Source organism: Nesterenkonia xinjiangensis (genome assembly GCF_013410745.1).
GTDB classification, from domain to species: Bacteria; Actinomycetota; Actinomycetes; order Actinomycetales; family Micrococcaceae; genus Nesterenkonia; species Nesterenkonia xinjiangensis.
Genome location: NZ_JACCFY010000001.1, coordinates 345,954 through 370,362, shown reverse-complemented (window position 1 = coordinate 370,362; position 24,409 = coordinate 345,954). Strand labels below are relative to the sequence as shown.

20 protein-coding genes are annotated in these 24,409 nt (G+C 69.3%); 11 read left to right on the top strand and 9 right to left on the bottom strand.

Features of this window, described 5'->3' with window-relative positions; translation table 11 throughout:
- Positions 1 to 2 precede the first annotated feature (2 nt).
- The 8 genes from HNR09_RS01790 to HNR09_RS01755 all read left to right on the top strand — a co-directional run bounded on the left by HNR09_RS01790 (position 3) and on the right by HNR09_RS01755 (position 12,970).
- On the top strand, positions 3 to 557 hold the full coding sequence (locus HNR09_RS01790; protein ID WP_179540489.1) for a CGNR zinc finger domain-containing protein: 555 nt from the start codon (positions 3 to 5) through the stop codon (positions 555 to 557).
- 113 nt (positions 558 to 670) lie between these two features.
- Positions 671 to 2,578 (top strand): ABC-F family ATP-binding cassette domain-containing protein, encoded by a 1,908-nt coding sequence (locus tag HNR09_RS01785; protein ID WP_179540488.1) that lies wholly within the window; start codon positions 671 to 673, stop codon positions 2,576 to 2,578.
- 314 nt (positions 2,579 to 2,892) lie between these two features.
- A complete protein-coding gene (locus HNR09_RS01780; protein WP_179540487.1) occupies positions 2,893 to 3,915 on the top strand; it encodes a LacI family DNA-binding transcriptional regulator in 1,023 nt (340 codons plus the stop codon).
- A gap of 100 nt (positions 3,916 to 4,015) precedes the next feature.
- Positions 4,016 to 5,284: a sugar ABC transporter substrate-binding protein gene (locus tag HNR09_RS01775; protein ID WP_179540486.1), complete on the top strand. Its 1,269-nt coding sequence runs from the start codon at positions 4,016 to 4,018 to the stop codon at positions 5,282 to 5,284.
- Positions 5,285 to 5,308: 24 nt separating this feature from the next.
- Positions 5,309 to 6,367: a carbohydrate ABC transporter permease gene (locus HNR09_RS01770; RefSeq protein WP_246348683.1), complete on the top strand. Its 1,059-nt coding sequence runs from the start codon at positions 5,309 to 5,311 to the stop codon at positions 6,365 to 6,367.
- Positions 6,364 to 7,182 (top strand): carbohydrate ABC transporter permease, encoded by an 819-nt coding sequence (locus tag HNR09_RS01765; protein ID WP_179540485.1) that lies wholly within the window; start codon positions 6,364 to 6,366, stop codon positions 7,180 to 7,182. The genes HNR09_RS01770 and HNR09_RS01765 overlap by 4 nt, the downstream gene beginning before the upstream one ends.
- 3 nt (positions 7,183 to 7,185) lie before the next feature.
- Positions 7,186 to 9,231 (top strand): glycoside hydrolase family 127 protein, encoded by a 2,046-nt coding sequence (locus HNR09_RS01760; protein ID WP_343047407.1) that lies wholly within the window; start codon positions 7,186 to 7,188, stop codon positions 9,229 to 9,231.
- Between the two features lie 103 nt (positions 9,232 to 9,334).
- Positions 9,335 to 12,970, top strand: a complete 3,636-nt coding sequence (locus HNR09_RS01755; RefSeq protein WP_179540484.1) for a LamG-like jellyroll fold domain-containing protein — start codon at positions 9,335 to 9,337, stop codon at positions 12,968 to 12,970.
- 107 nt (positions 12,971 to 13,077) lie between these two features.
- Here the strand turns inward: HNR09_RS01755 and HNR09_RS01750 are convergent, their stop codons facing one another.
- Genes HNR09_RS01750 through HNR09_RS01725 form a run of 6 tightly spaced genes read right to left on the bottom strand, consistent with a single transcriptional unit; the run spans position 13,078 to position 18,799 of the window.
- Complete coding sequence (locus tag HNR09_RS01750) at positions 13,078 to 14,043, bottom strand: endonuclease/exonuclease/phosphatase family protein (protein WP_179540483.1); 966 nt, start codon at positions 14,041 to 14,043, stop codon at positions 13,078 to 13,080.
- Positions 14,040 to 14,774, bottom strand: a complete 735-nt coding sequence (locus HNR09_RS01745; protein ID WP_179540482.1) for an HAD family hydrolase — start codon at positions 14,772 to 14,774, stop codon at positions 14,040 to 14,042. The genes HNR09_RS01750 and HNR09_RS01745 overlap by 4 nt, the downstream gene beginning before the upstream one ends.
- Positions 14,771 to 15,871: an ABC transporter ATP-binding protein gene (locus tag HNR09_RS01740; RefSeq protein WP_179540481.1), complete on the bottom strand. Its 1,101-nt coding sequence runs from the start codon at positions 15,869 to 15,871 to the stop codon at positions 14,771 to 14,773. Before HNR09_RS01740 ends, HNR09_RS01745 begins: the two co-directional genes overlap by 4 nt.
- Positions 15,871 to 16,770, bottom strand: coding sequence for an ABC transporter permease (locus tag HNR09_RS01735; protein ID WP_179540480.1), 900 nt, complete (start codon positions 16,768 to 16,770; stop codon positions 15,871 to 15,873). Before HNR09_RS01735 ends, HNR09_RS01740 begins: the two co-directional genes overlap by 1 nt.
- Positions 16,758 to 17,663: an ABC transporter permease gene (locus HNR09_RS01730; RefSeq protein WP_343047406.1), complete on the bottom strand. Its 906-nt coding sequence runs from the start codon at positions 17,661 to 17,663 to the stop codon at positions 16,758 to 16,760. The genes HNR09_RS01735 and HNR09_RS01730 overlap by 13 nt, the downstream gene beginning before the upstream one ends.
- A complete protein-coding gene (locus tag HNR09_RS01725; protein WP_179540479.1) occupies positions 17,660 to 18,799 on the bottom strand; it encodes an ABC transporter substrate-binding protein in 1,140 nt (379 codons plus the stop codon). The genes HNR09_RS01730 and HNR09_RS01725 overlap by 4 nt, the downstream gene beginning before the upstream one ends.
- Before the next feature lie 338 nt (positions 18,800 to 19,137).
- Between HNR09_RS01725 and HNR09_RS01720 the strand changes: the two genes are divergently transcribed.
- Both HNR09_RS01720 and HNR09_RS15920 read left to right on the top strand, forming a co-directional pair.
- Positions 19,138 to 19,899: a GntR family transcriptional regulator gene (locus HNR09_RS01720; RefSeq protein WP_179540478.1), complete on the top strand. Its 762-nt coding sequence runs from the start codon at positions 19,138 to 19,140 to the stop codon at positions 19,897 to 19,899.
- Between the two features lie 27 nt (positions 19,900 to 19,926).
- Positions 19,927 to 21,162 carry a serine/threonine-protein kinase gene (locus HNR09_RS15920; RefSeq protein ID WP_218881859.1) on the top strand — a complete coding sequence of 412 codons (1,236 nt, stop codon included), beginning with the start codon at positions 19,927 to 19,929 and terminating at the stop codon, positions 21,160 to 21,162.
- Positions 21,163 to 21,166: 4 nt separating this feature from the next.
- Here HNR09_RS15920 and HNR09_RS01710 read toward each other — a convergent pair whose 3' ends face one another.
- The 3 genes from HNR09_RS01710 to HNR09_RS01705 all read right to left on the bottom strand — a co-directional run bounded on the left by HNR09_RS01710 (position 21,167) and on the right by HNR09_RS01705 (position 23,647).
- Positions 21,167 to 22,627, bottom strand: a complete 1,461-nt coding sequence (locus HNR09_RS01710) for a hypothetical protein (RefSeq protein WP_179540477.1) — start codon at positions 22,625 to 22,627, stop codon at positions 21,167 to 21,169.
- A gap of 260 nt (positions 22,628 to 22,887) precedes the next feature.
- Complete coding sequence (locus HNR09_RS16305; protein ID WP_281366333.1) at positions 22,888 to 23,016, bottom strand: hypothetical protein; 129 nt, start codon at positions 23,014 to 23,016, stop codon at positions 22,888 to 22,890.
- Entirely contained in the window at positions 23,000 to 23,647 is a 648-nt protein-coding gene (locus HNR09_RS01705) for a hypothetical protein (RefSeq protein ID WP_179540476.1), read from the bottom strand. The genes HNR09_RS16305 and HNR09_RS01705 overlap by 17 nt, the downstream gene beginning before the upstream one ends.
- Before the next feature lie 225 nt (positions 23,648 to 23,872).
- On the opposite strand from HNR09_RS01705, the gene HNR09_RS01700 reads away from it, so the two are divergent.
- Positions 23,873 to 24,397 (top strand): DNA-binding protein, encoded by a 525-nt coding sequence (locus HNR09_RS01700; protein WP_179540475.1) that lies wholly within the window; start codon positions 23,873 to 23,875, stop codon positions 24,395 to 24,397.
- The last annotated feature ends 12 nt before the right edge of the window (positions 24,398 to 24,409 follow it).

The window sequence follows — 24,409 nt, the reverse complement described above, 5'->3', positions numbered from 1 at the left end:
AGATGACTTTCACCCATGATGTCGATGTGGCGCTGCAGAATGCCGCAGCGTTGGTGAACACCGCCCCGTGGCTGCCCTGCGGAGGTGTCGGCCAGAGGGAGAGGCTGCCCGACGTCGCCGCACTCGATGACTTCGTGGCGAGCTGGCGGTGGACCGGAAGCCGCACCCATGACGCCGCGGAGCTGCGTGGGGTGCAGGACCTCAGGGGTCGGCTGCACGACGTCTGGACCATGGAGGCCGAGGACCTCGTCGACCAGGTCAACGCCTGGCTCTCCGAGGCACGGGCGCTGCCGCAGCTGGTCACCCATGATGAGTTCGGCTGGCACCTGCACGCCACGGCGCCGGAGGCTCCGCTGTGGCAGCGCATGGCAGTGGAGGCGGCCATGGCGCTGGCCGACGTCATCAGGGCCGAGGAACTGGACCGGTTGAGGATCTGCGCGGCCGAGGACTGCGGTCAGGTGCTGGTGGATCTCTCGCGGAACAGGTCCCGCCGATTCTGCTCGGTGACCTGCGGAAACCGGCTCGCCGCGGCGGCCTACCGGCGGCGGCAGGGATGAGGGAGCAGGGGTGAGGCTGCGGGGCGAGACGGCAGGGCTGAAGCGGCGGGGCGAGGCGAAGCGCACACCCGCAGTTTGGGAGCAGGCGGGGCATCTGGGGTAAGTGTTAACGCATGGCGCATCTCCTCGGAGCCGAAGGGCTCAGCATCACGTTCGGCACTCGCACCGTCCTGGACGACATCACCCTCGGCATCGACGCGGGGGACAGGATCGGCATCGTGGGCCGCAACGGGGACGGGAAGTCCACCCTGATGCGGCTTCTGGCCCGCATGAGCGCGGCGGACTCCGGTCGGGTGACCTGGCGAGGTGGAGTCTCCGTGGGATTCCTGGATCAGTCCGACGTCCTGGACGGCGAGTCCAGCATCCGTGACGCCGTCGTCGGGGACATGGCCGACCATGAGTGGGCCTCCGATCCGCGCATGCGCGACATCGCCTCCGGCCTGCTCGACGGCCTGGACTGGGAGCAGCCCATCGGGGCGCTCTCCGGAGGGCAGCGCCGCCGGGTGGCGCTGGCCAGGCTGCTGATGAGCGAGCACGACGTGCTCATGCTTGACGAGCCCACCAACCATCTCGACGTCGAAGGCGTCGCCTGGCTGGCGCACCATCTGAAGACCCGCTGGAAGGCTGACGAGGGGGCCTTCCTGGTCGTCACCCACGACCGTTGGTTCCTCGACGAGGTCTGCACGTTGACCTGGGAGGTCCACGACGCCACGGTGGAGTCCTTCGACGGCGGCTACGCGGCCTACACGCTGGCTCGGGCCGAACGCGATCGGTCTGCGGCTGTGGAGGAGCAGAAGCGCCAGCAGCTGGTCAAGAAGGAGCTCGCCTGGCTCCGCCGCGGTGCTCCCGCCCGCACGTCGAAGCCGAAGTTCCGCATCGACGCGGCCAACGCGCTGATCGACGACGTCCCCGAGCCGCGGGACACGGTGGGCCTGAGGAAGATGGCCACCGCACGGCTGGGCAAGGACGTCCTGGATCTGGAGCACGTCGGGCTCACCGTGCACGCCGAGGGGCGAGAGAAGGTGCTCTTCGACGATGTGACCTTCCGGCTCGGGCCGGGGGAGCGGGTCGGCGTCGTGGGGGTCAACGGGGCCGGCAAGTCAACCCTGCTGCACCTGCTGGACGGGCGCACCGAGCCCGATGTGGGGCGGGTCAAGCGCGGCAAGACCGTGCGCACCGCGATCCTCTCTCAGGAGGTCGAGGAGCTGCGCGAGCGGAACCATATGCGCGTCCACGAAGTGATGACCGAGGAGAAGAACGTCTTCGAAGTCGGCGGCAAGGAGCTCTCCGGTGCCCAGCTGCTGGAGACCCTCGGGTTCAACCGGACGCGCCAGTGGACTCCGGTGGGCGATCTCTCCGGAGGCGAGCGGCGGCGCCTGCAGCTGCTGAAGCTGCTGACCGGAGAACCGAACGTGCTGATGCTCGACGAGCCCACCAACGACCTCGACACCGACACCCTGGCCTCCATGGAGGACCTCCTCGACGGGTGGCCCGGCACACTGGTGGTGGTCAGCCATGACCGGTACCTGCTGGAGAGGGTCACCGATCATCAGGTGGCGCTGCTCGGCGACGGCGCGGTGCGCGCGCTGCCCGGGGGAGTGGAGCAGTACCTGCGCATCCGGGCGGGCAGAGAGCCTGTGCCCGGGGCGACGGCGAGGACATACCGCGGCCAGTCCACGCTCCAGGCGGCCTCGACGCCGGGGAAGGGGCAGGCCGGCGGTTCGAGGCCGGTTGCGCCGGTGGGCGGATCGGCTGGCACGCGGACGGGATCCGTGGGCTCTGCGGACTCCGGGGCCTCCGAGGCGGAGAAGCGTCAGGCCAAGAAGCAGATGGCGCGGATCGAGAAGCAGATGGAGAAGCTCTCCGAGCGTCAGCAGAAGCTCCATGATCAGATGGCCGCTGCCTCTGAATCAGTGGACCTCGATCGGCTGAGGAAGCTCCAGTCCGAGCTCGACGGCGTCGACGTCGAGCTCGCCGAGCTGGAGGAGATCTGGCTGGAGGCCGGCGAGCTCATGGAGTGACCGCGCTCCTGCATCGAGTGGTCGATTCGACGGGATTTCGGGGCTTCTGAACCCGAAAATGGCGGTCAAATCGACCACTCGATGGTGGCGGGGCGGGAGCCCGGGGGTGCCGGCCGGTCGTGAGGCGTCGAACGCCACGGCCTCGCACAATTTTCTGAGATCCATCCACGTCAGCCCTGACCTGCGGATACGCACTGCCCTGCCGGGCGGCTGCTCGTCGAACGCACTGAAGCACCCTTGTGCCTGTGATCTGGGACACGTTACTGTAGAACCGGTTCGATGAATCGAATCGGTTCGACATCACGGAGGCTCCCATGGTCACGATCGGCGACGTCGCACGCGAGGCAGGAGTGTCTCGGAGCACGGTGTCCTATGCGCTCTCCGGGAAGCGGCCCATCTCCCCGGTGGTCAAGGAGCGGATCCAGACCGCCGTGGAGGAGCTCGGCTACACCGCCAACGCCGGAGCGAAGGCGCTGGCCACCTCCCGCACCCACGTGCTGGCGCTGCTGGCGCGGTTCCTGGACGACGAGTTCGCTCCCGCGATGCTCGAGTACATCCTCGGAGTCACCGATCACGCACGTTCGCTGGGCTACGACACGCTCATGGTCACCGAGGAGGACGGCGTCCGGGCCCTGCAGCGGCTCTCCCGCTCCCGGAAGGTCGACGGCTTCCTGCTGCTCAACGTCTCCGAGGAGGATGAGCGTCTCGACGCACTCGTGAAGGTGTCGCAGCCGGCTTCCACTGTGGGACTGCCCGGCCGCACCGGCGACGTCGACATCTTTGACCTGGACTTCGCCGCGGCCGGGCGTCTGATGGTCGACAGGATGCACGATCTGGGACACCGCGAACTGGTGCTGGTCTCCCAGCCTGAGCACGTGGTGGCCCGCGGCGGTGCCTACGTCTGGCGGCTGGCCGACGCCGCCTGTGAGCGGGCGACCCAGCTCGGCGTCACCGTGCACGCCTGCTTCGGCTCCTCCTCCCAGCCGGCGATCGGGGAGGACCTGCACGAGGTTCTCGACACCCACCCGAACGCCACGGGGCTGCTGCTCAACAACGAGGCCGCCGCCGCGGCGCTGCCCAATGTCCTCTGGTCGCGTGGCCTGCGCGCGCCCGAGGACCTGTCGGTGATCGGCCGCTATTCCGACGACTTCGCCCGCACCTTCTCCCTGCCGTTCTCCGCCATCGACAGCGCCGCGGACGAGCTTGGCCGCGCCGCCGTCGACCGTCTGGTGGGTCGCATCACCGGACGGGTGTCGGACGAGGCTCCTCCCGGCGTCGAACTCCTGGCGCCCACGCTCACCGACCGCGGCAGCCTCGCCGCCCCGCCCGGCCGCTGACGACGCCGACCGTCCGCCGACCAGCTTCAGCCCCGTTCGATAGTCAGCACATGTCACCGTCCATCACCTTGACAGCACATCTCGCCCATGAGGAGACATCATGACCCGCACGAGCACCCGCAGAGGCACCCGGATGAGTCTCGCCGCGCTCACCGCCACCGCATCCCTCGGCATCCTGACCGCCTGCGGCGGCGCAGGAGGTGAGGCCGAGGCCGCTGATGGGACCTTCACCTGGTGGGATCCCTACCCCCAGCATGAGGACGGCTCAGACTGGGACGAGCGCGTGCAGCGCTGCGGCGAGGAGGCCGGGGTGAGCATCGACCGCACCGCCTACGACACCACCTCGCTGACGAATCAGGCGCTGCTCTCCGCCCAGGAGGGCACCTCGCCGGACGTCATCCTGCTGGACAACCCCGCAGTGTCCACCCTGGCCGAGACCGACATGCTCACCACCGTCGACGAGCTCGGGCTCGACGTCTCACACGTCGATGAGAACCTTCTGGCCGCCGGCCAGCTCGACGGCGAGACTTACGGGATCCCTGTCGGGGCCAACACGCTGGCGCTGTACTACAACGCCGAGATCCTCGAGGAGGCCGGGGTGGACCCGGAGACCATCTCCGGCTGGGAGTCGCTCACCGAGGCCCTCGAGTCGGTGGACGAGGCCGGACACCGTGGCATCACCTTCGCCGGCATCAACACCGAGGAGGGCTCCTTCCAGTTCCTGCCGTGGTTCTGGGGCGCCGGGGCGGATCTGCGCCAGCTGGACTCGCCGGAGGCCGTCGAGGCGCTGGAGCTGTGGACCTCCTGGCTCGACGAGGGCTACGCGCCGCAGTCGGTCATCGACAACTCGCAGAACAGCACTTGGGAGGAGTTCCTCACCGGGGACTTCGCCTTCGTAGAGAACGGCACCTGGCAGGTCAACGCCGCAGCCGAGGCCGACTTCGAGGTCGGGGTGATGGAGCTGCCCACCCCTGACGGCGGGACTGCTCCGGCTCCCACGGGAGGCGAGTTCATCATCGCGCCCGTCCAGTCCGAGGAGGACCGATACGAGACCACAGTGCAGATCATCGAGTGCATGACCACTCCCGAGGGCTTCGTGGAGACCGCGGAGACCTTCGCCTACTACATCCCGCCGACGCCGGAGGGCCAGGACGCCTTCCTGGAGGACAACGCGGAGCTGGAGACCTGGGTGCAGGCCGTGCAGTCCGCGAAGGGGCGAACCAGTGACGACCTGGGGACCGACTACCCGGTGATCTCCGAGCAGCTCTGGACCGCCGTGCAGAACGCACTCTCCGGGGCCAAGACTCCGGAGGAGGCGCTCTCCGACGCGCAGGAGGCCGCCGAGTCGCAGGTCTCCTCCCAAGACTGATCCATCCTGCGAGGAACTCTCCCCATGAGCACTCCACCGACCGACGCTCCGGTCCACCCTGCTGCGCCCGCCGGACGGGAGCACACGACCGTGCTGCCCGGCGGCGGGTCGGGCGGGCCGGGGCGCCCCGGCGGCCCTGACCGGCCTGCAGCGGGGCAGGGCCCCTCCACGCGTGCCGCGGCAGCCCGCGCACGACGCCGGCTCAGCAGATCACAGCTGGCCGCAGCGGGATTCGCGGCACCGCTGGTGATCTACCTGATCGCCTTCTATGCGTATCCGCTGATGCGCAGCATCGACCTCAGCATCCACGACTACACGGTTCGGGCATTCGTCCAGGGCGACGCCGAGTTCGTCGGGTTCTCGAACTACGTGGACGTCATCACCTCGAGCCTGTTCGCGCAGGCCATGTGGAACACCGCGGTGTTCGTGCTGGTCTCGTTGCTCTTCCAGTACACGATCGGTCTGGCCCTGGCGGTCTTCTTCCGATCCGGGTTCCGGCTCTCTGCGATCCTGCGGGCGCTGTTCCTGGTGCCGTGGCTGCTGCCGCTGATCGTCTCCGGCTCGGCGTGGGCCTGGATGCTCAACAGTGACAACGGGATCGTCAACTCCTTCCTGAGCATCTTCGGCATCGGCCAGGTCAACTGGCTCACCTCACCGGACACCGCGATGATCGGGGTGCTGATCGCCAACATCTGGTTGGGCATCCCCTTCAACCTCGTCATCCTCTACTCGGGGTTGCAGAACATCCCTGAGGAGCTCTATGAGGCGGCCTCCCTGGACGGGGCCGGGCCATGGCGACAGTTCGTCAGCATCACCTTCCCGCTGCTGCGCCCGGTCTCAGCGATCACCCTGCTGCTCGGGCTGGTGTACACGCTCAAGGTCGTGGACATCATCTGGATCATGACCTCCGGCGGACCGGCGAACTCGACCACCACATTGGCGATCTGGTCCTACCGCCAGGCCTTCGGCACCGGTCAGCCGGACATGTCTCCGGCCGCCGCCGTCGGGAATCTGCTCATCGTCATCGCGCTGATCTGCGGGTTCATCTACCTTCGGGTCCAGCGTCGTCAGGAGGAGTCATGACCGCGCGCCGCCCCTGGTGGAAGACGATCCTCGGGCTGGTCCTGACCGCCCTGATGCTCTTCCCGGTCTACTGGATGCTCAACGTCTCGTTGACCCGCACCGGTGATCTGCGCTCAAGCCCGCCGCAGCTCTTCCCCACGGAGCCCACGCTGGAAGGGTACGCGGCCGTCTTCGACCAGCAGCTTCCGGCGTTGGGCACCAGCCTGGTCATCGCTCTGGGATGTGTGCTGCTCACCGTGGTCATCGCCGCTCCGGCCGGATACGCGATCGCGCTGCTGAACCTGCGCGGGGGACGAACCTTGAACTTCGTGCTGCTGGTCGCCCAGATGCTGCCCGCAGTGGTGATGGCCATGGGGTTCTATGCGGTCTATGTCCGCCTGGGGCTGCTGAACACCGTCTGGGGGCTGATCCTGGCCGACTCGACGATCGCGGTGCCCTTCGCGGTGCTGCTGTTCACGGCGTTCATGAGCGGGCTGCCGCGGGAGCTGCTCCAGGCGGCCGCCATCGACGGCGCGAACGTCTGGCGGGTCTTCGTGTCGATCGTGCTGCCGATGAGTCGCAACTCGATCCTGACGGTCTCGCTCTTCGCCTTCCTGTGGGCGTGGTCGGACTTCATCTTCGCATCCACGCTGAGCCGCAACGCGGACTTCATCCCGATCACGCTGAGCATCTATTCGTTCATCGGCAACAACACGACCCAGTGGAACGCCATCATGGCGACCGCCGTCGTGGCCTCCATCCCTGCGGCGGTGCTGCTCGTCATCGCCCAGCGCTACGTGGCCGCCGGCGTGACCGCCGGGGCAGTGAAGGACTGATCCGTGACTCTTCATCACACCGACCATCGTCCCCGACAGCTCGCCGTCGGCCCTGAGGGCCGGGGCGCGCACGGGGCCCTGACGACGGCTCCGGTGGTGCCGGCGCACGGTCGACGCCGCGGGGCCCGGTCCACTGAGGTCCGGCTGGACCCGGCGAGCTTCTGGGGCCGTCGTCAGGAGGTCAACGCCGCGGCGACCCTGCCGCACTGCGTGGAGTGGATGGAACGGCTGGGCTGGCTGGAGAACTTCGACCGTGTCGGCCGGGGCGAACCCACCGAGGACCGCCCGGGCTGGCAGTTCTCCGACTCTGAGGTCTACAAGCTGTTGGAGGCGGTGGCCTGGGAGCAGTCCCGCACCGGCGACCCGGAGCTGGAGAAGCTGCATGGCGGGCTGGTCGCCCGCATCGCGGCGGCCCAGGACGACGACGGCTACCTGGGCACCGCCTTCGGCCACCCCGGGCTGCCCCCGCGCTATTCAGACCTGTCCATGGGCCATGAGCTGTACAACATGGGTCATCTGATCCAGGCGGCTGTGGCCCGTGCGCGTCTGCTGGGCTCGCAGCGGGCCCAGGAGGATCAGCTGGTCGGCGTCGCTCGCGCTGCAGCGGATCACATCTGCACCGAATTCGGCCCGGAGGCCCGCCAGGGGATCTGTGGACATCCGGAGGTGGAGGTCGCCCTGGTGGAACTGGGACGTGCCCTGGGGGAGCCCCGGTATCGGGAGCAGGCGCGGCTGTTCCTGGACCGGCGGGGACACGGAAGCCTCCCGGTCCCGGCGCTGCTGGCCGCGGACTACTTCCAAGACGATGTGCCGGTGCGTCGCGCGGAGGTGCTGCGCGGCCACGCGGTGCGTGCCCTGTATCTGACCGCCGGTGCGGTGGACCTGGCTGTCGACACCGAGGACGAGCAGCTGCTGGAGGCGGTGATCGGCCAGTGGCGGCGCACTGTGGAGCGGCGGACCTACCTCACCGGCGGCATGGGGTCCCGGCACCAGGACGAGGGCTTCGGGGAGGACTTCGAACTGCCCTGTGATCGTGCCTATTGCGAGACGTGCGCCGGGGTCGCCTCCGTCATGGTCTCCTGGCGGCTGTATCTGAGCACAGGCGGCGTGGAGCACCTGGACCTGATCGAGCGCACCCTGTTCAACGTGATCGCTACGTCTGCCGCCGAGGACGGCCGGGCCTTCTTCTATGCCAATCCGCTGCAGCTGCGCGAGGAGCCCGACGTCCAGGAGGCCGAGGGTGTGCACATGCGCGCAGAGGGCGGGCTGCGGGCCCCCTGGTTCGACGTCTCCTGCTGCCCGACCAATGTGGCGCGCACTCTCGCCTCCCTGCAGAACTACGTGATCTCGGTCGAGGAAGCAGGGGAGGCAGAGGAAGCAGGGAAGGCAGGAGCGCCGACCGTCTCCGTGCTCCAGTACATGGCCGGGGAAATCCGGGCCGAGCTCGCCGTGGGGCATCTCGGGCTGCGCGTGGAGGGCGACTATCCGGATCAGCAGCTCGTCCGCCTCACGGTCACCGAGGCCCCACCAGGTCCCGTGCGACTGCGCCTTCGGGTGCCCGCCTGGGCCGTGGACGCGCGGCTGAGCGTGACCGGGGCGGACGGCATCCGGCGGTCCCGGCGTGCCGTGCGGCCCGGCTGGGCGGAGGTGCCCACCGACCTGGCTCCCGGCGACGTGCTTCACCTGGACCTCGGCACGGCCCCGCGGCTGACCTGGCCGGACCCGCGCATCGATGCAGTGCGCGGCACCGTCGCCGTCGAGCGTGGCCCGCTGGTCCTCTGCCTGGAGTCCACCGACCTGCCGGAGGGCGTCGCCCTGGAGGACGTGCGGATCGATCTGGACCAGCCCCTGCGGGCCCACCGCGACGGCGCCAGCGTACGGCTCCTCGTCCGCCCCGCTGGGAAGCCGGCTCCTGGGCGCCCGCCGTTCGGACACGCGCCGCCAGCAGCGGACGGGGAGCCCGAGACGTTCGAGGGGGCGCTGATCCCTTACCACCGTTGGGCCGAGCGCGGCCCCTCCACCATGCGCATCTTCCTCCCGGTCGGCTGAGACCGTCCAGATCCGGCAGCAGGACCTAGCAGCAGCACCGAACCAGTAGCACCGAACCAGCAACACCACCGAATCGCCACCGATACAGAGAGGTGACATATCCATGCAGCACCCGAAGAGACGGCGTGGCAGATCGCCCCGCGCGACGGCGACGGCAGCGGCCGTCGTCCTGGGCGCGGGCACGCTGGCCGGGGGATCCCCGGCCCATGCCGCCCCGCCCGAACCGGTCGTGCATTACACCATGGACGAGGTGGACGGCGACAGGATCGTCGATGCCTCGGGCAACGGTCTGGACGGGAGGATCTCCGGCGAGGTCGACGTCGTCGAGGCCCAGGATGGTACCGTGCTGCGCCTGGGCGGCGGCCACGTGGCCATCCCCTCCGGCCAGTTCCAGGAGGCCGAGGATCTGACCGTCTCCACCCGGGTGAGGTGGAGCGGGGACGGCGGCGCCTGGCAGTGGCTCCTCGCACTTGGCGCCGACACCGAGCGATACCTGTTCACCACGCCCTCCCACGGGGACGGCCAGTTCCGCTCGGCGATCACCACCGAGGGGGCCGGGGGAGAGTCGACCATCACCGGACTGAGCCCACTGCACGCCGAGGAGTGGGCGACGCTGACTGTCACCCTCGACTCGGCGGCGGACACCCTGACGACCTATCTCAACGGGGTGGCGGTGGGCAGCACCCCGACCACCGTCAGCGCAGCGGAGCTTTGGGGCCCCGAGGCAGAGATCAGCGGGTACATCGGCCGCTCCTTCTACTCCGACCCGCCCTTCACCGGCGAGGTCGATGACTTCCGCATCTACGACGCCGCACTCACGGAGGACCAGGTGGCCGAGCTCCAGGACAGCGACGTCCCCGAGAGGGAGTCGATCGAGACCGAGGTCGAGATCCAGGCCTCCACCGGATCCGCCCCGCAGCTGCCCGAGGCGGTCCGGGCCGAGTACACCGACGGCTACCCGCGGGCCGTGCCGGTGAGCTGGGAGGAGATCGATCCGGCGGACTACGCGCAGGCCGGAGAGTTCAGCGTCACCGGGGACGCTGCTGGGACCGCGGTCACCGCCCGAGTCACGGTGAAGGACCATGAGGTCACCGTGGATCTGGCCGGCAGCAGCGGGGCAGTCCACGGCGGCGCCTCCGGCGTGCTCTACGGCCTCTACGACGAGGGGATGCCCACGGACAACCTCATCGAGGGGATGAACCTGCAGTCGGTGGCCACCAAGGCGCAGGATGGCTCCCAGCATCCGGGCTCCGACGCGCTGGAGGTGCTGCCGCAGCTCGCCGAGACCACCGGCGGTGACATCTACCTGCGGATCACCGACTGGTACCGCGGGTTCCCTTACCAGATCCCCGGGGAGACCCCGGAGGAGCGCCGCCAGGACTTCCTGCGCGTCCTCGATGAGCAGCTGGAGATGATCGAGGAGTACGCAGATCGCGGCGAGGAGGAACGCCGTCAGGTGGCGGAGAACCTGGTGATCGAGCCGTTCAACGAGCCCGAGGGCAACATGTTCAGCGACCGTCCCAACGCCGACTGGACCGTGCAGGCTCCGGGGGAGTCCTGGCTGACGGAGCCCGAGCTGTTCTTCCAGACCTGGGACGAGGTCACCCGCACGATCCGGGACTGGTCCGAGCGGACCGGCCTGGAGATGCGCATCGCCGGCCCTGGGGCTGAACATCTGTGGCCGCAGATCGAAGGGTACCTGGAGCACACGGTGGCCGAGGGCACCCTGCCGGACATCGTCACCTGGCACGAGCTGACCCACCCGCAGGCGATCCGCGACTCGGTGGCCCAGTTCCGCAGCTGGGAGCAGGAGATCTATGCCGGCACTGCGTATGAGGGTGTGGAGCTGCCCATCAACATCAACGAGTACGCCTTCAACTATCACACCTCGGTGCCGGGCCAGATGATCCAGTGGATCTCGGCCATCGAGGACACGAAGGTCGATGCGATGATCGCCTTCTGGAACATCAACGGCAACCTGGCGGACTCTGCGGTGCAGGCCAACCGGGGCAACGGTCAGTGGTGGCTCTACAACGCCTACGCGAAGCTCAGCGGCGAGACCGTCGAGCTGACCGCGCCCCACCCCGGGGAGAACTACACCCTGCAGGGGGTGGCCGCCCTGGACGAGAAGAAACGCACCGCCCGCACGCTCATCGGCGGAGCCGATGGCGTGGCACCGGTGACCTTCGACAACGTCCCCGCCGACACGTTCGGCGAGGAGGTCCGGGCCTGGGTCCAGGAGATCCCCTGGACCGGACAGCTGGGCGACTCTGCCCAGCCTCGGCAGCTCGCCGAACTCGTCCTGCCGGTGCAGGACGGCCAGGTCCGGGTGGACTTCGACGGCACGACGCTGCCGATGCTCAGGGAGTCCTCAGCCTATGAGATCGTGCTCGCCCCGGCCGGCGCGGGCAGGGAGGACACCGTCGACGACGGTTGGGAGGCCAGCTATGAGGCCGAGGACGCCCAGCTCACCGGTGAGGGCTTCAGCATCAACGGACCCGAGGGCTCACCGTCCGCGGTGGACCGGTTCTACACCTCCGGGGGCTACAACGTCGGCGGGCTGCGGACCGGGGGGCAGGGGTCCATCGACTTCACCGTCGAGGTTCCTGAGGACGGCACTTACGATCTCTCGGTCTTCGCCAACAGCCTGAACACCGTCGACCTGGTGCAGGAGCAGGGGCCCACCAACGTGTTCCTCACCGTGGACGGGGAGGATGAGCAGGAGATCTTCCTGCCGTTGGGATACAAATGGGTGGTCTGGGACCACACCGAGACCACGGTGGAGCTCACCGAGGGCACGCACACCATCTCGCTGTCCACCCACAGCCTGGACGGGGAGCGGACGACTCGGGGCGATGCCCTCGTGGACCGCATCACTCTGTCCCACCCGCGGGACGGCGTCGACGTCTATCCTGCCGAGACCGCCCAGCATGAGGGGTCCTTCGCCGAGCATGACAAGCCTGAGGACGGCACGGGATCGGGCGGGGCGAAGCTGGCCCAGGGGGAGAGTGTGACCTTCTGGGTCTACGGCGCCGTCGACGGCGAGGCGCAGCTGCAGCTCTCCACCTTCGGCCGGGCCGAAGGCACGCTGAGCCTCAACGATCGAGAGCTGGCGCAGGTGGACGGCGACGTCGAGATCGCCGCCCACCTGGAGGGCGGGATCAACAAGGTCACCGTCACCCACACCGGAGACCGCAAGTGGCTCATGGTCGACAGCCTCACCGTGGCACCCTCCGAAGGGCAGCTGCCGGTGACCGAGCTGGCGGCCTCAGACGGCGAGCTGGCCGGGGAGGCCGCTCTCTCCGAGCTCTCGCTGGCCGCAGACGGCACCGCGGTGACCGGCGTCGGGGGCGAGCCCGGCAATGAGAACACCGTGACCTTCACCGTCGACGCCGCCCAGGCCGGTCCGCATGCGGTGGTGGTGAGGTACTCCAATCCGGAGCAGGTGCCGGCGACGCATTACAACCCCAATCCGATGGGGCGCCACGCCGCGTTCTCGGTCAACGGTGGGGAGTCTCAGCGGCACATGTTCGCTCCGACCTTCCATGAGAACAGCTTCTTCGAGCGCACCATCATGCTGGACCTGGAGGAAGGGATGAACACCGTGACGATCTCCGCGGAGGAGCAGCCGAACTTCGACGGGGAGACCCACGCGGAGGACAACTGGCCGGGGATCCCGCTGCGAGCCGGCGAGGCCCCGATCATCGATCGCCTGACGGTCTCGCCGCTGCACGGCTGAGGGGCCTGCCCCCTCATCGAGTGGGCGATTCGAAGGGATCTCGAGGCCTCTGAGCTCCGGAAAAGCCGTCAAATCGCCCACTCGATGGATGCGGGTACGTCGTCGGCTCAGCCGGCGGCGACCACGGCTCGCACGGCCAGGTGGTCTGAGGGGAACTCGTTGTCCTCGTGATCCGGGATGTGCCGGCACACCCCGCCGTACTCCACGAAGCCCTGATCGTCAGGGGCATCCTCGCCGTCGGCCGCCCCTCCCAGATGGTCGGCGGCGAGGACGTCGAGGCCGCGGACATAGATGAAGTCGATCCGGTCCCGCGGCTCATCGGTCAGCGTATGGATCTGGGACCAGGACCGGCCCGGGGTGCGCACCGGGTCCGGGTGCACGGCACGGAACGCGTCGGTGTAGCCGGCGTCGATGAGCCGTCGGGTGGCCGGCCAGTCGGCCGCTGGACGGTCCGTGCCCTCCCAGTCCACCGGGGAGGGCACGTTGAAGTCCCCGGCGATGATCACGGGCATGTCACCGTGCTCGGTCAGGATCCGGTCGGTCTCGGCGAGCACCTGCTGGGCCTGCTGGTCGCGGGTCAGCTCTCCCTCCTGGGCGAAGACCGCGTCCGGCCTCTCGGGCAGCTCGGCGGACCGGTAGGGCCCGTAGTCCTGCGGAGCCAGGTGCACCGACCAGGCGAGCACCTCACCGACCCGGGTCTGGGCGATCGCGGCGGTCGCGTACGGAGCGGTGCCGGTGCCCAGCAGCCGGACCCCTCCCGCGGCGAGCACCGCGTTGTCCCAGGACTGCTGGGCCACCGTCATCCCCAGGGTGCGGCCGAGCCGGCCGCCGGCGTCGCCCCAGCACTCCTGCAGGAAGAGCAGGTCGATCTGCTGCCCCCGCAGCACATCGACCTGCTTGTGCCGGCCGAGGTTCACCTTCTCGCCGCCGAACCAGAGGTTCCAGCAGAACAGGCGCAGTGCGGGACGGTCGGTCTCCGCGGTCAGGGCGGTCGGGGTCGCCGGTGAGGTGGGCGAGGTCATGGTCTCCTCCAGGTCGGTCTCATCATGCTCATGGTGCTCGTCAGCGGTCACAGCGGGTCAGTCTTCAGCCTGGACGCCGCCGGCGCCACCTGCGGGTTCCGCCGATCGTCACGGGCCAGCTCGGAGAGGCACGTCATCCGCAGAGTGCAGTCCAGCTCCACGGCGTGGTCGGCGTTCACACCGATCACCGTCATCCCGGCCGCGCCTGCCGCATGGGCGCCCGCGGGGGAGTCCTCGAACGCCACTGCGCGGTCCGGGCTCACCCCCAGAGCCGCGGCTGCGGCCAGGTACAGATCCGGAGCGGGCTTGCCTGCCGAGACGTCATCGAGGGTGCGCACGACGTCGACCATCTCCAGGATCCCCACGTCGGCCAGCATGGCGAGCACGTCAGTGCGCAGCCCGTTGCTGGCCACGGCCAGCGGTATCCGGCCGGAGAGCGACCCGACCAGCTCCACCGCTCCGGGCATCGGGCGGACACCGTCGGCCAGCAGCGCCGAGTAGCGCTCCACCAGCTCTTCCTGGATCCCTGCGGAGGTCCAAGGACGGCCGAGCAGATCGGCCAGCCGGCGGGCGGCGTCGTCCACGCCGAGCCCACGGAAGCCCTCCAGCCTGACGGCCCGTGAGGCCTCGTCTCGGGGCAGCCAGGCGGCGATCAGCTCCATCCACACGGATTCGGAGTCCACCAGCAGGCCGTCGCAGTCGAAGACCACAGCCTCGGCGCTCAGCACGGTCCGCGGATCTCCTTCCCGGCTGAACAGGGCACGCTCTCCGGCCCCGATCATGGCGAGACCCGCTGGGCCGCACCGGCGGGCAGACGCAGGGCCGGCGCTGCCAGCACATGCGGGGTGACCCGGGTGCCGGGCAGCAGATCGGCCGCCTCGGAGGATGAGACCGACGTGGTCACGGTGGGGCCCTCTGCGGACTCTGCCCGCACCACTGTGCGTTCGCCCGTGTAGACCTGTGAGACCACAGTGCAGCCGCCGTCCGCCGCGGGCACCAACGTGAGGTCTTCGGGCCGGATGAAGACGGTGTCCAGACCGGGGCCCGGGAGTCGGGCGGGCAGTGCTCCGCGGGTGAAGGACGCCTCGGCGCCGAGCGTGGTGACCGTGCCGACGAAGCGGGCCACGAACTCGCTGGCCGGCCTCTGGTAGACGGCCTGCGGAACGTCGATCTGTTCGATGACCCCGCCGTTGAGCACCGCCACGCGGTCGGCGATGGCCAGCGCCTCCTCCTGATCATGGGTGACGAACATGGTGGTGATCCCCAGCTGCTGCTGCAGCCGGCGGATCTCCTCGCGGATCTGGGTGCGCACGATGGCGTCCAGGGCGGAGAGCGGCTCGTCGAGCAGCAGCACCGAGGGCTGCACGGCCAGGGCGCGGGCCAGCGCGACCCGCTGCTGCTGGCCTCCGGAGAGCTGGTGGGGATAGCGCTCGCCCAGACTCCCGAGCCCGCACATCTCCAGCAGCTCCTCGGCCGCACGGCGGCGGGCCTCGGCCCGGACCCGGCGCACACGCAGACCGTACTCGACGTTCTGCCGGACCGAGAGGTTGGGGAAGAGGCTGTAGGCCTGGAAGACCATGCCGATGTCCCGACGGTTCGGCGGCATCGCGGTGACATCCTGACCGGCCACCAGGACCCGGCCTGCGGTGGGGCGTTCGAAGCCGGCCAGGATGCGCAGCGCCGTGGTCTTGCCGCAGCCTGAGGGCCCCAGCACGGAGATCAGCTCGCCGGGAGCCAGGCGAAGGTTCAGGCTCTCCAGCACAGTGGTGCGGCCGAAACGCTTGGTGACGTCTTCGAGGACGACCTCGTTCTCGGAAGTCGACGTCGCGGCGCCGGCGCTCGCGGTCTGCCGGGCGGGGGTGTCGGTGGCGGTGCTCATCACACGCTCACTTTCTGCAGGTCGGGGGTCGGAACGGGGCCGGCGTCGTCGTCGGGGGTGGAGATGTCCTCCGCGGCATCCGTGGTCCGCGCACTGGGGGCGGACCGTCCGGCGATCAGCGTGGCGGTCAGCATCAGCGCCCAGGTGGTCAGGTTCAGCAGGACCGCCACCGCGATGGAGGCCCGGAAATCCGTGTTCGAGACGGTGAACAGCCACACCGGCACGGTCTGCTGGCTCAGCGTGGCGGCCACGGAGAACTCGCCGAAGCACAGTGCCGTGGCGAAGAAGATCGAGAACAGCACCGGCCCGCGGATGTTGGGCATCACCACGCGCCAGATGGTCCCCCAGGTGGAGGACCCCAGCGAGGCGGAGCCTTCGACCATGGCCTTGAGCGGGATCGTGCGCAGCCCGGCGTCGATCGAGCGGAAGGTGAACGGCAGGCACAGCACCACATAGGTGCCCACCAGGATCAGCGGCAGATCAGGGTTCTGCATGAACTGGCTGATCTGGCTGGCGAAGGACCCGCGCCCCTGCTGGGCGCCCCAGCGCAGCAGCCCGACGATGCCGGCCGCCAGCGCGATGGCCGGAACCACCAGGGGCAGCGTGCACAGGATCTCCAACACCGGGCGCAGCCGCGGGGCCCACAGGTGGACGGCGACGACGGCGGGCACCAGCACGGCGAGAAGCGCGGCGATGGTCAGCCCGGCCACCGTGACGGTGCGCAGGGCGGCCGCGAGCAGGCTGGCGTCCTCGGTGAGCACGGAGTAGGCGCGCAGGGAGAAGCTTCCACCGGGAAAGACGGCGTAGATCACTGAGCAGATCAGCGGCACGGCGATGTAGACCGCCACGGCCACGACCGGCAGCCAGCGCAGCCAGCCGTGTCGGGTCACTGGAGCCATCGGGCGGACCTCCTCTGTAGGCGGGTGAACAGGAACAGCACGACGATGGCGATGACGACCATGGTCACGCCCAGCGCCATGGCTGTGGCCTCGCCTCCGCCGGAGGCCCCGGAGCGCAGCTCGGAGGCGATGCTCAGCGGGACCAGCGGATAGACACCGGTGCCGATCAGCACCGCGGCCGAGGCGTGGGTGGCGTAGGCGGAGCCGAAGAGCAGGATCCATCCGCCCAGCAGCGCCGGCGTGGCCACCGGCAGACCGACTCGGCGCCAGAACGTCCAGGGGGATCCGCCCAGAGCGGTGTTGGCCTCCTGCCATTCGCGGCGCAGACCGACGAAGGTCGGCAGGGTGACCATGATCATCGTGGGGATGAGGAAGTACTGGTACATCACCACCAGCCCCTGCCAGCTGTAGAGCGAGAAGCCGATGGCGTCGAGGCCCAGCAGCCCGAAGAGCAGGCCGGTGTTGCCCAGGGTGACGATGAAGGAGAACGCCAGCGGGGCGCCGCCGTCGTTGGCCAGCACCGAGGAGAGCACCGCCACCACCGAGTCCAGCCGGCGGCTGCGGATCTGCGCGATGCAGAAGGACGTGATCGTCCCGATGAGTGCGCCTATGGCGGCGCCCACCAGCGAGACCTTCACCGAGTTGCCGATCGCCCGGGAGTGGTCGGTCAGTCCCAGGAAGTGGTCCAGCCCGAGGGCCGTGCCGCCGTCCGGTGCGTCCACGGTGAAGGCGACCATCCCCATCCCGAGGATGGGCACGATGAAGAAGGCCAGCAGCACCAGCGTCATCGGGGCCAGGGCGAGGACGGCAGGGGAGCTCAGAGCTCCGCCGGCGCGCCGTCCTCGCGTCGGTGTGGACGCAGGTGCCGCGGCGCTGGCGGCCGTGCGGTTCACTGGATGGCCCCGGACCACTGCTCGTTGATGACGGCCTGGTTGGCCTGGCGCTGCTCCAGGGTGGGCATCGGGGCGGTGATCCCGTCCGAGTTGGGAAGCTCGTCCAGGGCGTCCTGGTCCACGGTTCCGGACTCGATCATGGCGTCCAGGCGCACCGGGCTCACCGCACCCTCGAGGAGCAGGTTCTGGCCCTCGTCGGAGAAGAGGAACTCGAAGAACAGCCGCGCCACGGCCGGATGCGGGGCATCGTCGTTGAGGGAGGCGGCGTAGAAGGAGGAGACCTCACCGTCAGAAGGGGTGTTGATCTCCAGCTCGATGTCGGCGTCCTCGGCGAGATCCTCGGCGATGGGCTGCAGGTTGTAGTCCCACTCGAGCACGATCGGGGTCTCCCCGGTCTCGATGGTGCCGGCGCCGGCTTCCACAGGGATGAAGTTGCCGATCTCGTCCAGCTCCGAGAAGAACTCGATGCCGGGCTCGATGTCGTCGAGGCTGCCGCCGTTGGCCAGGGCTGCGGCGTGGACGATCATGAAGCCGGACTCACCGGTGGTGGGGTCCCCGGGGATCGCGACCTGGCCGCGGTAGGCGTCGTCGAGCAGGTCGGCGAAGCTGGTCGGGCACTCCTCGATCCGCGAGGTGTCGCAGCCGATGGCGATGGTGCCGCCCAGGTGGTTGATCCAGGTGCCGTTCTCGCCGATGAACTCCTCATCGATGTCGTCGATCGTGGCCGGGGCGTACTCCGCCAGCAGGCCGTCCTCGTCGGCGTCATGGGCGAAGCTGACCCCGGTGTCCAGGTAGTCCAACGAGTCGGCCTGCCCCTGGCGGTTGACCACGGCGTTGATCAGGTCCTGGCTGGAGCCGGTGGAGGTGTCATTGACGATCTCGATGTCGTACTTCTCCGAGAAGGCCTCCAGCAGGCCGCCGTAGTTGGCCCAGTCGTCGTAGAGACCCATCGCAGTGAAGGTGCCCTCGGCCTGGGCGTCCTCGATGAGCTGGTCCATGCCGCCTCCGTCCTCAGCGGAGGTGGCCTCACGCCAGGCGGCGGAGGTGTCTGACTCTCCTGCGTCGCCGCCGCAGGCGGTCACTGCCACTGCGGTGATGGTCAGGGTGCCGAGCAGGGTGCTTGTGCGAATGCTCATCAGTGCGGTTCCAAGCCCTTCTTCAGGTGTCGAGTGATCGGGGGCATCGTCGAGCCGGAGCATCTGTCCGGTGTGCCGAGGACGCTGAACGACTCCATGTTCACTAGTGAAGTAATCGAAGTCAAGTCAAAGATCACTAGTGGATGTGACAGCAGAGGGGAGGTAAGGTGCATGCCGGATGAACGTTCGGCGACGCCTTGGCCGGGCCAGTCGTGGCCTTGCCAAGACGTCGCCGGTGCGGCTCCGGGATGCGCGCGGCGACGGCGCCTACACTGACCAGCACCGTTCCCGGCAGACGCTGGGGCCAGACGGGGACGACACCGAGGAAGGGGCGGCGGATGACAGGCTTCGCCTTCACCAGCATCGCCGAGGCGCTGCGCGAGGAGATCCGCGCCGGAGTGCTCGGCGTGGGGGACTCCCTGCCCTCCGAGCGTGCCCTGAGCGAGCGATTCGGCGTCTCGCCGGGCACAGTGCGCGTCGCGCTCAAGGAACTGGTCTCCGAGGGCACGGTGGACGGCACCCGTGGGCGACCGAAGACCGTGGTCCGGGTGCCTCGCCCGCAGTCCAGCTTCGGGGAGTTCCACAGCTTCGCCCAGTGGGCCCGCGGGCACGGCCGGGAGCCCGGCGGGCAGGTCATGGAGAACCGCTGGCAGATCGCCTCAGAGATGGACGAGGCGCTGCTGCAGGCCCGGGTCGGGCAGCGGGTGCTCGCTGTGACCCGCCTCCGCTCTCTCGACGGGGAGACGGTCATGCTCGAGCGAACCCACTATCCCGAATGGCTCGGCGAGATCGTCGAGGCCCTGCCCCCGGAGACCCCGTCGGTCACCGCAGTGTTGGCGGATCGCCACCAGGTCCACTTCAGCCATGCCGAGCACATGTTCGGCGCCGAAGGCGCCAAGGCCCGGGACGCGACCATGCTGGGGATCTCCCGCGGCACAGCCCTGCTGATGCACCGGCGGGTCTCCCGGGACCCGGCCGGACGGGTGCTGGAATGGTCCACCGACCGCTACATCTCCGGACGGATTCTGCTCTCGGTGGGCAACTCGTGGAACTCCAACCCGCTCCGCTGGGCGCTTCCCGGGTCAGAGCCCGGGCTCTGACCCGGGCTGTCGCTACACTGGCCACTGATGGGGGATGTCTTCGCCGGACGCTATGAACTCGTCGACCCGCTGGGAGAAGGCGGCGTCGGCACGGTGTGGCGCGCCTGGGACCACCGCCAGCAGGCCTACTGCGCGGCCAAGGTGCTGCGGCAGGTGGACGCCACCTCTCTGCTGCGCTTCATCCGTGAGCAGAGCCTGCGCCTGGACCACCCGCATGTGCTGGCCCCCACCGGATGGGCCGGCGAGGACGACAAGGTCCTCTTCACCCTGCCGATCATCCGCGGCGGCTCCGTCTCCACCCTGGTGGGGGACTTCGGACCGCTGCCGCCCCGGCTGGTCGCCCTGCTGCTGGACCAGCTGCTGGCCGCTCTGGGGGCCATCCACGCCGAAGGGCTCGTCCACCGCGACGTCAAGCCCGCCAACCTGCTCCTCGACGCCACCGGTCGTCAGCGCCCGCAGCTGTGGCTGGGGGACTTCGGGATCGCCGCCGGAATCGATGAGCCGCGGCTCACCCAGGGCCCTTATGCGTTGGGCACCCCCGGTTATCTCGCCCCGGAATGCCTGCGTCGGGGCTGGGATCCAGATCCGCGCGCTGATCTCTACTCGGCGGGCATGTGCGCGGTGGAGATGCTCGTCGGGCTGCGCCCGGATCAGGACACCGACGCCGTCGAGGCGCTCGCTCAGGCCGAGCTCCCTCACTCGCTGCCGCCGCAGCTGGTCGACGTCGTCACACGCCTGGCGGCGCCGAGCTTGACGGCCCGCACCCAGGAAGCGGCGGCCGCCCGCCGGGCGCTCGCCGAGTCCCAGCTGTGCGCCGACCAGGTGCCGATGGAGGGCATCCTCGGGGAGGTGGAGGTCTTCGACCACGTCCCGGAGTTCCCGGCAGGCTGGTCCGCGCGCGGACCTGTGGACGGGCGCGGCGCCGGCTCACCCGCGGGGGCGGCAACGCCTTCCGGCGCCCCGACTCCCGCCGTGGTCTCCACCGCGATGCCGGGCCGCCGGGAGGCACCGACGCGCCCCGCCCCCCATGCTCCCGTCCTGTCTGCGGCGCAGCCGATGGCCCGGCCGACGTCGCCACGGCAGGATCCGCCACGGCAGGATCCGCCACGGCAGGATCCGCCACGGCAGGATCCGCCACCGCAGGATCCGCCACGTGGGCGGTTCTCCGTTCAGGGCAGAGTCCGCGGGCTCGGGATCGCGCTAGGGCTGATCCTGCTGGGCCTTCTGGTGCTGATCGCGACCGTCTGGATAGTGCTGACGTGAGACCTCAGCGGTGCTGCGCACCGTGCCCCCAGGGCGCTGGGCCGCCCGCCTGAGGGGGAGGCCCGGCAGAGGGGTTCTGCCCGCGGGGAGGCTGCGGTCCAGGAGGCTTCGGTCCAGGAGGATGTGGACCAGGAGAATGCGGCACGACAGTCTGCGGTGCGCTCTCGGGCAGCGGGCGAGGATCACCGATCACCCGCACCAGCACGACGATCCCGGTGCCCAGCAGCAGCAGTCCGACGGTGGCCAGGGCGGCCACCACGGCGGAGCTGTCGCCCAGTGCGCTGATCCTGGAGAGCGCATCCGCCCCCGATCGATCGGCGGTCACCTCGCCCCCTTCGAAGACCGGCCAGGCGTCTTCGTGACCCTCTGGGTACTCCGGGGCGCCGTCGCCGGCCTCCCCGAAGGTGTCCAGGGTGAGTCGGTACAGCATCGAGATGTCCGCACCGGAGTCATGCTGGTCGGCGGTGACCACCAGGAAATGATCGCCGGCGAGCATGGCGTGGGAGGACTCGCGGTTGAACCAGCGGATCGGCCCGGTGCTGACGCGGTGCTGGCTCGAGGAACTCATGCTCGGGGCTCCGGAATCATGATCCAGCCCGGCCCGCAGGGGATTGGCGGCCATCAGCGCGACCGAGCCCATTCCGCTCAGCTGATCGGCGAGCGCCTCGTCCGGCTCCGGGAAGTAGGCCTCTGCCTGCAGGCGCTGTCCCCAGTCCAAGGGCACGCGGAAGATCTGGGTCTCCCCGGGGTGGATCGTGACGTCATAGGTGCTTCCGGGCTCCAGCTCGGGAGCTCCGCCGAAGGATCGGCTGGGCGTGACCTCCAGGGCGCCGGCCACGTTGCGCCCGATGTCCTGCCATTCCCCGCCGTCGAAGTCCTCGTCGGATGGGGGAAGGGTCCCGAGCCGCACCGGGCGCGGCTCCTCGTGGACGAGGATCTCCACGGGCTGCCCGACGCTGCGCGAGTCCTCCGGGTCCATGGTCAGCTCGATGGTCAGCACGATCTCCTCGGAGCTCCCGCAGGCACCGTCGGCCCCGCCGTCCAGCGGCGGGCCGGCGGCAACATGCGTGGTGCGCAGGTGATCCCGGAAGCCTGCGGCGCTGCTGGAGATCGTGTCGGAGGAGCAGAGGTCACCCTCCCACGTGCCTGTCTCCACGCGGACGGAGTCCCCTTCGCCGTCCTGGCCCAGCGTGGTCACTCCGATGTGGATGGTGGAGTGGTCGACCTCCCGGGGGATCCGGTAGTGGAGGGTCCCGGCGGAGAACTCGTCCAGGTACTGGGTGCCGGAGCTGAGCTCCACGGCGTCCCCCAGATTTCCGCCGCCGCTGATCTCCTCGCCCTGGAGCACTGGACGCACATCGTCCGGGGCCGGTTCGACGGCGCCCGCATCGGGTCCGGTGAGGAGCATCAGCAGCAGGGCGCCGCCCATGGCGGTGATGGTCCGCAGGGGGGTTCTGATGGTCATCTCCCTGGCCTCTTCGACGGTGTGCTGCTGTGGATGCCTCGGCCCTGCCATGGAGTCCTCCTGACGCCTCACCGCGATAATTCACGTCTGCAATTCTAGTAAAATTGCGGAAGCAAAATCAAGAGCGCTGAAAGATGTCCGGCAGGATCCTTCGACGGCAGTCTACTGCGCCCAGGTGCTGCAGAACGGCGGCCCCGTGTTCGGAGATTCGGGCTCCAGGATCGGGACCGCCGCGGCGGGATCAGCTTCCAGGCAGGGCCTCAGGTCTCGTCACCGGCTCCTGGGCCCTCCTCGCGATCCACCTCCCGCTCGTCCCGGCCGGGACGCAGCTCCTCGGGGTCGGATGCGTCGTCCGGCTCGCCCCGGCCGGCCTCACCGAAGGTGGCCACGGTGGGCCGATGGGGGAGGCTCGGGGTCGCGCCGTCGTCGGGCCGGTCGGCCCGCCTGCGGGTGCTCGCCCCATTCCGCCGAGGACGTCCTGCGCGCCCCCGGCATCGCGTCCCATGTCCGTCCAGCCCGACCCCTCCCGCTCGACCTCAGGGGCAGGAGATCGGAGTCCTGGGCCTCCGGCTCCTCATGGATCGTCAGTTCGAAGGGTGGACCCACCGTCTCGGCGTCCTCCGGATCTCCGAAGGGCTCCACGGAGAGGATCAGCTCGTCGTCCTCCCCACAGGGATCCTTGCCTTCGGCGAGCGCCGGGTCCCGGTAGGCGGAGGCCTGTGCGGTGCCCAGGACGTCCAGCGTGGAGAAATGGAAGCCGGTCGTAGTCTCCCCGGCGCCGCGATCGCCGCACCAGGTCCCCAGCTCCACCTGGATCCAGTCGGAGACGCCGTCCGGATCATGGGTGGTGAGCCCGACATGGATCGAGCAGTTCCCCACCTGACGCGGGATCCGGTCATGCAGCGTCTGGTGGGTCAACGCATCGACGTACTGCGCGCCGGTCTCCGGCTGCGGGACCTTGCCCCAGTGCTCGCGGGCGGCCCTCTCCCATGCGTGGGCCAGGGGAGTGCGGTGCGCCATGCTCGGGTGTCCATGATGTGCTCCTCGAGGAGTCACGTATTTTCACAAGCAACGCTAGGGAGTCGCTAAAGCAAAGTTGAGAGGTGGGATCAGGATGGCATGGGGTCGGGCCGATGGGGCCTCAGGTCCTGTCTGGCCTGCCCTGACGGGGGCATCGCGCCGGGGGATCATGGCGAGTAGACTTCGCGTGAGTGAATGATGGCGACTGGCGGAGAAGAGGCGTCCATGAGCGTGGAAGAGAACATCGAGGCCCAGCGGGCCGCGTACGGCGAGCAGCTCTCGGAGATCTTCGGGCGGGTCAAGCAGGCCTTCGGCATGAATCAGTCCGAACTTGCTGGCATCCTCGGAATGTCCGCGCCGATGCTGTCGCAGCTCAACAGCGCCCAGCGCGTGAAGATCGGCAATCCCGCCGTGCTCCAGCGCCTGCAGTCGCTCGACGAGCTCGCGGAGCAGCTCGACCAAGGGGCCGTATCCCGGGAGGAGGTGCCGGGTCGGCTTGAAGGGATCAAGGCCTCCACGGGGCGGTTCACCCGCACCACCTCGATGGTCTCGGCCGAGGCCGGGGATGCCGCTGTCGTCGCCGGCATGCGCCACCTGCTGCGCGCCGTCGCCTCTGGGCAGCAGATCAAAGAGGCCGCCGAGCAGTTGGAGAGCACCGCTCCGGCTCTGGCTGAAGTGCTGCACACCTACGGCATCGGGCCGGTCGGACCAGCCCATGAGCACTTCACCCGCCACAAGGATCTCTTCTGAGCGACTGAGGTC

Bases quoted from the DNA above. Each gene is read 5' to 3' on its own strand.
- HNR09_RS01780 (WP_179540487.1), top strand. From the start codon at position 2,893: ATGGTCACGATCGGCGACGTCGCACGCGAGGCAGGAGTGTCTCGGAGC.
- HNR09_RS01770 (WP_246348683.1), top strand. From the start codon at position 5,309: ATGAGCACTCCACCGACCGACGCTCCGGTCCACCCTGCTGCGCCCGCC.
- HNR09_RS01700 (WP_179540475.1), top strand. From the start codon at position 23,873: ATGAGCGTGGAAGAGAACATCGAGGCCCAGCGGGCCGCGTACGGCGAG.
- HNR09_RS01705 (WP_179540476.1), bottom strand. From the start codon at position 23,647: ATGGCGCACCGCACTCCCCTGGCCCACGCATGGGAGAGGGCCGCCCGC.
- HNR09_RS01765 (WP_179540485.1), top strand. From the start codon at position 6,364: ATGACCGCGCGCCGCCCCTGGTGGAAGACGATCCTCGGGCTGGTCCTG.
- HNR09_RS01735 (WP_179540480.1), bottom strand. From the start codon at position 16,770: ATGGCTCCAGTGACCCGACACGGCTGGCTGCGCTGGCTGCCGGTCGTG.
- HNR09_RS01745 (WP_179540482.1), bottom strand. From the start codon at position 14,774: ATGATCGGGGCCGGAGAGCGTGCCCTGTTCAGCCGGGAAGGAGATCCG.
- HNR09_RS01740 (WP_179540481.1), bottom strand. From the start codon at position 15,871: ATGAGCACCGCCACCGACACCCCCGCCCGGCAGACCGCGAGCGCCGGC.
- HNR09_RS01720 (WP_179540478.1), top strand. From the start codon at position 19,138: ATGACAGGCTTCGCCTTCACCAGCATCGCCGAGGCGCTGCGCGAGGAG.
- HNR09_RS01710 (WP_179540477.1), bottom strand. From the start codon at position 22,627: ATGACCATCAGAACCCCCCTGCGGACCATCACCGCCATGGGCGGCGCC.
- HNR09_RS15920 (WP_218881859.1), top strand. From the start codon at position 19,927: ATGGGGGATGTCTTCGCCGGACGCTATGAACTCGTCGACCCGCTGGGA.
- HNR09_RS01725 (WP_179540479.1), bottom strand. From the start codon at position 18,799: ATGAGCATTCGCACAAGCACCCTGCTCGGCACCCTGACCATCACCGCA.
- HNR09_RS01775 (WP_179540486.1), top strand. From the start codon at position 4,016: ATGACCCGCACGAGCACCCGCAGAGGCACCCGGATGAGTCTCGCCGCG.
- HNR09_RS01755 (WP_179540484.1), top strand. From the start codon at position 9,335: ATGCAGCACCCGAAGAGACGGCGTGGCAGATCGCCCCGCGCGACGGCG.
- HNR09_RS01790 (WP_179540489.1), top strand. From the start codon at position 3: ATGACTTTCACCCATGATGTCGATGTGGCGCTGCAGAATGCCGCAGCG.
- HNR09_RS01785 (WP_179540488.1), top strand. From the start codon at position 671: ATGGCGCATCTCCTCGGAGCCGAAGGGCTCAGCATCACGTTCGGCACT.